Below are 7844 nucleotides of genomic sequence, written 5' to 3'. Positions count from 1 at the left end.
TGCATGGGGTTGTTTTCGATATTTTGGCAGGGCGTCCGGCGACGGCCGGCCGGGACAAGCCCGGCCGGGCATCGTGATGGTCCTGCCGCAAGCAGGGAGGAGAAGATCAGCCGCGGCCGACGAACGGCATCTTGGTCGCCATGACAGTCATGAACAGCACGTTGGCATCGAGCGGCAGGCCGGCCATGTAGGCGACGGCGTCGCCGACCGCCTTGGCGTCCATGCGCGGCTCGTGCTTGGTGGTGCCGTCCGGCTGCAGCACGCCGGGGCCGTTGACCATGCGGTCGGTCATCGGGGTCGCGGCATTGCCGATATCGACCTGGCCGACCGCGATGTCATACATGCGGCCGTCGAGGTTGGACGACTTGGTGAGGCCGGTGATGGCGTGCTTGGTCGAGGTGTAGGCGGCGGAGAACGGCCGCGGCGCATGCGCCGAGATCGAGCCGTTGTTGATGATGCGGCCGCCGCGTGGCGTCTGGTCCTTCATGATGCGGAAGGCGTGCTGGGTGCACAGGAACGGCGCGGTCAGGTTTGTGTTGACCACCGCCTGCCATTGCTCGAGCGGCAGGTCCTCGAAGTTCACCGGCGGCGCGCCCATGCCGGCATTGTTGAACAGCACATCGAGCCGGCCATAGGTCGCCTTCACCTTGTCGAACAGCGCGGCGATCGCGGCCGGGTTGGCCATGTCGGCCGAGACGCACAGGCTCTTGCCGGCGGGACCGAGCTTGGCGGTCTCTTCCAGCATCTCCATGCGGCGCCCGGCGAGCACCACGGTGTAGCCCTTGTCCATCAAAGCGAGCGACGCGGCGCGTCCGACACCGGTGCCGGCGCCGGTCACGAGTGCGATCTTGCTGGTTGCCTCAGTCATGCGAGTTTCCTCATACTTGGTTTTTGCTTCGGTTTCGTTCTTGTAGGGTGGGCGTGGAATGTTCTGGTGCGCCGCGCGGAGCGCCGCCGACCAGCGCGAGCGCAGGTCGTGGAAATAGGGCTCGCCGGCCTCGATGCGGTGGTTGAGGTCGGCCTCGCAGGCGTCGGTGCGTACCACCAACACGTCGATCGGCAGGCCGACGCCGAGGTTGGAGCGCATCGTCGAATCCATCGAGATCAGCCCGGTCTTCAGCGCCTCGTAGAGCTCGACGTCGTAATGCATGGCGCGGTCGAGCACCGGCTTGCCGTATTTGTGCTCGCCGATCTGCAGGTATGGCGTGTCGATGGTGCATTCGATGAAGTTGCCGGCGGTGTAGACCATGAACAGGCGCATCCGCGAGCCCTTGATCTGGCCGCCGAACAGGAACGAGACGTCGAAGGAGATGTCCTCGGCGCGCAGCGCCTCGCCCTCGGTGGCGTGCACCGAGCGGATGGCGCGGCCGATCCGCTGCGCCGCCTGGAACATGGTCGGGGCGTTCATCAGCGTCTCGAGCTCGCCGCTGTGCGGATCTTCCATGCCCTCGGTCAGGGTCGACAGCACCGACTGGCTGATCGCGAGATTCCCGGCGCTGGCGATCGCCATGATGCGGTCGCCGGGCTTTTCGAAGATGTGCAGCTTGCGGAAGGTCGAGACGTTGTCGAGGCCGGCATTGGTGCGGGTATCGGCGATCATGACGAGCCCGTCGCGCACCAGAATTCCGCAGCAATAGGTCATTTAAAGCCCTCAGACGGTCCGAGTTTCTCGGCGGGAAACTAGTAGCCAATTTCGAGGATGCATCCAACCCCAATTCCCCGTGACGGGAGATGCAGTGGCCCGTCAAAGAGGGGCGGGACGACCGAGCGACGGCCGGGCGCCTGTTCCAGCCGTCCAGGTTGCGGGGCGCATCCCGGTCTCGCTCTGCGTTGCGCGCAGCCGGCAATGATCTTGGCCTCGCGTCGTTGCGGGGGGCGGGGTGTTGTGCTCGACTGCCTGCAACCGACGACAACAAGAAATTTCGGGAGGCGGGAATGTCGTTCAAACTGGCCGCGTGCATTGTGGCATTGGGTATCGCGGCGACGGCCGCGAGCCCTGCATCGGCGCAGAAGAAGGGCGGCACCCTGCGGCTCTATCACAACGACAATCCGCCCTCGACCTCGCTGCTCGAGGAATCCACCATCGCCTCGGTGATGCCGTTCGCGGCCGTCTTCAACAACCTCGTGGTGTTCGATCCGGCCAAGGTGCACGAAAGCATCGACACCGTGATCCCCGATCTCGCCGAGAGCTGGTCGTGGGATCAGACCAATACAAAGCTCACTTTCAAGCTGCGGCACGGCGTGAAGTGGCATGACGGGCAGCCGTTCACGGCTAAGGACGTGCAGTGCACCTGGCGGATGCTGATCGGCAAGAGCGAGACCCAGGACTTCAAGCGCAACCCGCGCAAGGTCTGGTACTCGAAGCTCAAGGATGTCGGCATCAATGGCGACGATGAGGCGACCTTCGAGCTGACCGAGCCGCAGCCCGGCCTGCTGGCGCTGCTCGCGAGCGCCTTCTCCGTGGTTTATCCCTGCCACGTTCCGCAGCAGGTGATGCGCACCAAGCCGGTCGGCACCGGGCCGTTCAAGTTCGTCGAGTTTAGGCGCGGTGATTCGATCCGTCTGGTCCGTAACCCCGATTACTTCAAGAAGGACCGGCCGTATCTCGACGAGATCACGGTGCGCTCGATCGACAGCCGCGCCACGCGGATGCTGGCATTCGCGACCGGCGACTATGACATCACCTTTCCGTCCGACGTCAGCATTCCCCTGATGAAGGACGTCAAGGCGCGGGCGCCGAACGCGATCTGCGAGATGACCTCGACCAATTTGCAGATCAATCTCCTGGTCAACCGCGTCAATCCGCCGTTCGACAATCCGGATATCCGCAAGGCGATGTCGCTGGCGCTGGATCGCAAGGCCTTCAACAGCATCCTGTTCGAGGGCAGCGGCCGGCTCGGCGGCGCGATGCAGGCGAAGCCCGAAGGCGAGTGGGGCATGCCGCCGGAGATCCTGTCGACGCTGATGGGTTACGGCCCCGATACCGGGAAGAACCTCGCCGAGGCGCAGGCGATCATGCAGAAGCTCGGCTACAGTGACGCCAAGCCGCTGTCGATCAAGATCCAGACCCGCAATCTGCCGACCTATCGCGACCCGGCGGTGATCCTCGCCGACCAGCTCAAGAAGATCTACATCACAGCGGAGCTCGACATCCTGGATACGCCGCGCTGGTACTCGCGGCTGCAGCGCAAGGACTATACCATCGGCCTCAACGTCACCGGCGTCAGCGTCGACGATCCCGACGGCAATCTGGTCGAGAACTATTCCTGCAACTCCGAGCGCAACTACACCCAGTATTGCAACGCCGAGGTCGACAAGCTGCTGGCGGCACAGTCGCGCGAGGTCGACAAGGACAAGCGCCGCAAGATCGTGTTCGACATCGAGCACCTGCTGGTCGACGACGCCGCGCGGCCGGTCATCCTGCACTCATCGGCCGGCAATTGCTGGCAGCCTTACGTGAAGAATTTCCACCCGCACGACAACAGCCAGTACAACAATCTGCGTTTCGAGGATGTCTGGCTGGATAAATAGGGCATGTGCGGCCCTGCCGGCGACGACGTCCGCCGTCGCCCTCGTGCGCCTCGTACTTTACTCGTTCACACGACGAGGAGCAGTCTCGGTTCCTGCGCACACACGCTGGCGCCGATCGCAGGGTATCAAGATCGACGGCGCCCGTCAGTCAGACCGCGCAGAGATCCATAGGGACGTCCCGAAGCCGCTACGGAAGCTCGGATATCAGCTTGGTCCACTCGGCCTCGGGCCAGGCCCGTGATGTGCAGGTCCGTATGTTTCCCTGAGAACTGAGGGCAAGCGCGAGTTTCGTGATGTTGTCGCCAAGAGGCGCTTCGGCGATGAGAAGGATGTCATGCTCGCCGGAGGTGAGATAGACCTCCTTGATCTCGACACCGAGCGTCTTGGCGAGTTCTTTCGCCGCTCGGCTGCGCTTGGGAGCGTCCTTGACACTTCGAATTCCCTGGTCGGTCCAGTCGATCCTCACTATGAATGTCGCCATGTCGTCCTCCAAGGGTTAAGCACTGCCCTTGTCTGCCGCGCGTGCGGCAGGCCAACCTGCTTCATGTTGAAGTTGAGGGAGCGCCACATAAGGCAGGCGCTGCTTTCAGACTGCGATGCCTGCCGACGGCCTGACCGCTGCCCGTTCCTTCAAACGGCGACGTCGGCCCGTCCCGTCTAAGGGCAACTCGCCGCAGATTACGCCATGTCCCTTGCTTGAGAAAGAGGGCTCCCCGCGTTGTGATCGGGACCGCGTAAGCGAGGGCGCCGCGTCAAGATCACACTCTCTGCGCAAGGATGCGGCCGCGGACCTTCGCGCGCCGGACAGCTATCCGATGCAAGTCAGGTGTGGGTGTAGTCACCGGGTTTCAACCCGAGCGCTTTCACAGCCGCTTCGGGAAGCGGCCCCAACGCTTCGACCGTTTCATTCGGGGCCATCATGTCCGCAATAATTGCCGTGGCCTTTGCCGCGTCTCCTTCAGCCACGAAGAAGACCGAGCGAACCGGCGGGCCGCCGTCCAACGGCGCAGTTGTTACGAGGACAACCTGACCATGTGCCATGCTCTCTTATACAGCAGTCGCGGCGCTGTTCCACGGATACTGTCGATCGATCCTCGCGACCCGGCCGCCGACGCGTGCGCCAAGAGCGATGCTGCCACGGTATTGCATCGTCGCGGCCCGAACACCAAATAGTTGAACGTGGGAGGCAGAACCGCTCCTGGAGTGAGCGCGTGGCCAGCAAAAGAGCGAACGAAGAGCTCCCCGTCATTGCGCGCTTTGAGGTGCGCCGCCGCAATTACCTCGCGCCCGACGGCTCGATAGAACGGCCGCTTCCTGCCTTCGCCACCGATGCCAAGCTGCTGGTCGAACTCTACCGGTCGATGGTGCTGTTGCGTCTGTTCGACCGAAAGGCTGTTGCATTGCAGCGCACTGGTCGGCTGGGAACCTATGCCATTTCGCTCGGCCAGGAGGCGGTGTCGGTCGGCATCGCGAGTGCGATGCGGGAGGATGACGTTCTGTTGCCCTCCTATCGCGACAACGGCGCGTTGCTCTGGCGTGGCGTCGCGCTGGAGGAGATCCTGCTGTTCTGGGGCGGCGATGAACGCGGCAATCAATTCTCCGGTCCGGTGCACGATTTCCCGTTCTGCGTTCCCGTCGGATCACAGGCGCCGCATGCGGCCGGCGTTGCCTACGCCCTGAAGTTGCGCAAGGAGCCGCGCGTGGCCGTCTGCATGTTCGGCGACGGCGCCACCTCGAAAGGCGATGTGTACGAGGCAATGAATGTCGCCGGCGTTCACAAGTTGCCGCTCGTGTTCGTCGCCACCAACAATCAATGGGCCATATCGGTGCCGTTGCGTCTGCAGACGGGTTCCGAGACGCTAGCGCAGAAGGCCATCGGCGCCGGGTTCAGCGGCGAGCAGGTGGACGGGAGTGACGTCGTGGCGATGCGCGCCGCGGCCGAGGAGGCCATCGCCGCTGCCCGCGACGGCAAGGGCCCTCACTTCATCGAAGCGGTCACCTATCGGCTCGGCGATCACACGACGTCAGATGATGCATTGCGCTATCGTTCGGCCGAAGAAGTCCAGGCGCATTGGAAGGAAGAGCCGATCGCGCGCCTCAGGTCCTATCTTGTGGGTCAGAAGATGTGGACCAAGGCGGACGAGGAGCGGCTTGTCGCCGAGTGCCATGAGCGCATCGAGGCGGCGGTGGAGCGCTATCTGAAGACACCGCCACGCCGAGCAGAAACCATGTTCGACAACCTCTATGCTGATCTGCCCGCGGCGTACGCCGCGCAGCGTCGCGAACTTGCGGGAGAGGACGATGCCTGAAGTCACGTTGGTCGAAGCCATCAATCGGGCGCTCGGCCGCGCGATGGTGGATGATCCCGATGTGGTCGTGCTCGGCGAGGATGTCGGCGTCAATGGCGGCGTCTTCCGCGCGACCGTCGGCTTGCAGGAGCGCTTCGGTCCGGAGCGCGTCCTCGATACGCCGCTTGCCGAACTCCTGATCAGCGGGCTTTGCGTCGGCATGGCCGCGCAGGGACTGAAGCCGGTCGGCGAAATCCAGTTCATGGGATTTATCTATCCCTGTCTCGATCAGCTCGTGAACCACGCATCACGGATGCGCAACCGTACCCAGGGACGGCTCACTTGTCCGATGGTTCTGCGCACGCCGCATGGCGCCGGCATTCGCGCACCCGAGCATCATTCCGAGAGCACTGAGGCGATGCTGGCCCACATTCCGGGCTTGCGTGTCGTGATACCTTCGTCGCCGGAGCGCGCCTATGGACTTCTCCTCGCCGCGATCCGCGATCCCGATCCGGTGGTGTTCCTGGAGCCGACGCGGTTGTACCGCGCCGTGAAAGGCGAGGTCGAGGACAACGGCGAAGCCCTGCCGATGGATCGCGCCTTTGTCGAGAGGGAAGGTCGCGACGTCACGCTGATCAGCTGGGGTGCGATGCTGAAGGAAACGATGGCCGCAGCGGACGCGCTCGCCGACGAGAGCATCGCTGCCGAGGTTATCGACCTCGCCACGCTCAAGCCCTACGATGAAAACACCGTGCTCAGGTCGGTCGCAAAGACCGGGCGCTGCGTCATCGTGCACGAGGCCGCACACACCGGCGGATTTGGCGCGGAGATCGCAGCCATGATCGCCGAGCGCGGACTATCCTCGCTGCTCGCACCCGTGACCCGCGTCACCGGCTACGACACGATCATCCCGATGGCCCGCCTTGAGCAACGCTACATGCCGTCGGTCGAACGCATCGTGACCGCAGCCCGAAAGGCGCACCAGTACAACTGAACACCAACGGACCTTGTGCCATGCGCCAGTTCACGTTGCCGGACCTTGGTGAAGGTCTTGAAGAAGCCGAGATCGTCACCTGGTACGTCAACGAGGGCGATCACGTCGTGACCGATCAGCCGCTCGTTTCGGTCGAGACCGACAAGGCAGTGGTCGAGATACCGGCGCCGTCGAGCGGACGCATCGCGCGCCTGTTCGGTGCCAAGGGCGATATCGTGAAGGTCGGCGCGCCGCTCGTCGAGTTTGCCGAGGACGCCGGGCAGGACACCGGCACGATTGTGGGCGAACTCGACACTGGCGAGCAGCGGCCGGCGCCAGCAACTGCTTCGCCGCCCAGCGGGCGGGGAGCCCAAGTGTTTCCGGCAGTGCGCGCACTTGCGCGCAAGCTTGACGTCGCGCTCGATCTCGTCGAGGCGACCGGGCCCGGCGGCACCATCACGCGGGCCGATGTCGAGAGGGCGGCGAAGCGGATGTCTCACAGCGGACCCGCCGAGCCGCTGCGCGGCTTGCGCCGCGCGATGGCCCAACGCATGGCGGCAGCGCATGCGGAAATCGTCCCCGCGACGGTCACCGATGAAGCCGACATCGACGATTGGCGGCAGGGCGAGGACGTGACAATCCGCCTCGCGCGGGCGATCGCCGCTGCTTGCAAGGCAGAGCCCGCGCTCAATGCCTGGTATCATTCCGGTACGGGAGAACGGCGCCTGATCGAGCGCATCGATCTCGGCATCGCCGTCGACACGGGCGGCGGCCTGATCGTTCCCGTGTTGCGCAATGTCGCGGAGCGGAGCGTATCGGACCTGCGGGCCGGACTCGACCGCCTGCGAGCCGACGCAATCGCGCGCGCGATACCCCCGGAGGAACTGCGCGGTGCGACGATCACGTTGTCGAACTTCGGCATGATCGGAGGCCGGTTTGCTAATCTCATCATCGTGCCGCCGCAGACGGCGATCGTCGGCGCCGGGCGGATTTCGGAGCGCGTGGTCGCGCTTCGGGGGCAGGTTGCGGTCCGACGCACGCTGCCGCTATCG

7 protein-coding genes and 1 pseudogene are annotated in these 7844 nt (G+C 64.4%); 4 read left to right on the top strand and 4 right to left on the bottom strand.

Annotated features, from left to right (window positions below; all coding sequences use genetic code 11):
- Positions 1 to 106 precede the first annotated feature (106 nt).
- Both AKL29_RS24290 and AKL29_RS24285 read right to left on the bottom strand, forming a co-directional pair.
- Positions 107 to 868 carry an SDR family oxidoreductase gene (locus AKL29_RS24290; protein ID WP_050385914.1) on the bottom strand — a complete coding sequence of 254 codons (762 nt, stop codon included), beginning with the start codon at positions 866 to 868 and terminating at the stop codon, positions 107 to 109.
- A gap of 18 nt (positions 869 to 886) precedes the next feature.
- Positions 887 to 1642: pseudogene (locus tag AKL29_RS24285) on the bottom strand (proteasome-type protease); the annotation flags it as partial.
- Positions 1643 to 1935: 293 nt separating this feature from the next.
- Here AKL29_RS24285 and AKL29_RS24280 point away from each other — a divergent pair.
- The gene (locus tag AKL29_RS24280; protein ID WP_050385902.1) at positions 1936 to 3531 is read left to right on the top strand and encodes an ABC transporter substrate-binding protein; all 1596 of its coding nucleotides are present in this window, start codon (positions 1936 to 1938) and stop codon (positions 3529 to 3531) included.
- Between the two features lie 187 nt (positions 3532 to 3718).
- Here the strand turns inward: AKL29_RS24280 and AKL29_RS24275 are convergent, their stop codons facing one another.
- Both AKL29_RS24275 and AKL29_RS24270 read right to left on the bottom strand, forming a co-directional pair.
- Positions 3719 to 4012: a GYD domain-containing protein gene (locus AKL29_RS24275; protein WP_028336081.1), complete on the bottom strand. Its 294-nt coding sequence runs from the start codon at positions 4010 to 4012 to the stop codon at positions 3719 to 3721.
- 341 nt (positions 4013 to 4353) lie between these two features.
- A complete protein-coding gene (locus AKL29_RS24270) occupies positions 4354 to 4572 on the bottom strand; it encodes a hypothetical protein (RefSeq protein WP_028336082.1) in 219 nt (72 codons plus the stop codon).
- Positions 4573 to 4742: 170 nt separating this feature from the next.
- Between AKL29_RS24270 and pdhA the strand changes: the two genes are divergently transcribed.
- From pdhA to AKL29_RS24255, 3 genes are all read left to right on the top strand, one after another.
- Complete coding sequence (gene pdhA / locus AKL29_RS24265) at positions 4743 to 5840, top strand: pyruvate dehydrogenase (acetyl-transferring) E1 component subunit alpha (RefSeq protein WP_167350420.1); 1098 nt, start codon at positions 4743 to 4745, stop codon at positions 5838 to 5840.
- Positions 5833 to 6813 carry an alpha-ketoacid dehydrogenase subunit beta gene (locus tag AKL29_RS24260; RefSeq protein WP_050385900.1) on the top strand — a complete coding sequence of 327 codons (981 nt, stop codon included), beginning with the start codon at positions 5833 to 5835 and terminating at the stop codon, positions 6811 to 6813. The genes pdhA and AKL29_RS24260 overlap by 8 nt, the downstream gene beginning before the upstream one ends.
- 20 nt (positions 6814 to 6833) lie before the next feature.
- Positions 6834 to 7844 (top strand): dihydrolipoamide acetyltransferase family protein (locus AKL29_RS24255; RefSeq protein ID WP_244482354.1); only part of this gene is annotated, 1011 nt, incomplete at its 3' end.

Source organism: Bradyrhizobium pachyrhizi, assembly GCF_001189245.1.
GTDB lineage: Bacteria > Pseudomonadota > Alphaproteobacteria > Rhizobiales > Xanthobacteraceae > Bradyrhizobium > Bradyrhizobium pachyrhizi.
Note: the sequence above shows the minus strand (reverse complement) of the source record. Positions and strands in the feature narration are given on the sequence as shown.

Coding starts and splice junctions, on each gene's coding strand:
- AKL29_RS24290 (WP_050385914.1), bottom strand. CDS start 868: ATGACTGAGGCAACCAGCAAGATCGCACTCGTGACCGGCGCCGGCACC.
- AKL29_RS24280 (WP_050385902.1), top strand. CDS start 1,936: ATGTCGTTCAAACTGGCCGCGTGCATTGTGGCATTGGGTATCGCGGCG.
- AKL29_RS24275 (WP_028336081.1), bottom strand. CDS start 4,012: ATGGCGACATTCATAGTGAGGATCGACTGGACCGACCAGGGAATTCGA.
- AKL29_RS24270 (WP_028336082.1), bottom strand. CDS start 4,572: ATGGCACATGGTCAGGTTGTCCTCGTAACAACTGCGCCGTTGGACGGC.
- AKL29_RS24260 (WP_050385900.1), top strand. CDS start 5,833: ATGCCTGAAGTCACGTTGGTCGAAGCCATCAATCGGGCGCTCGGCCGC.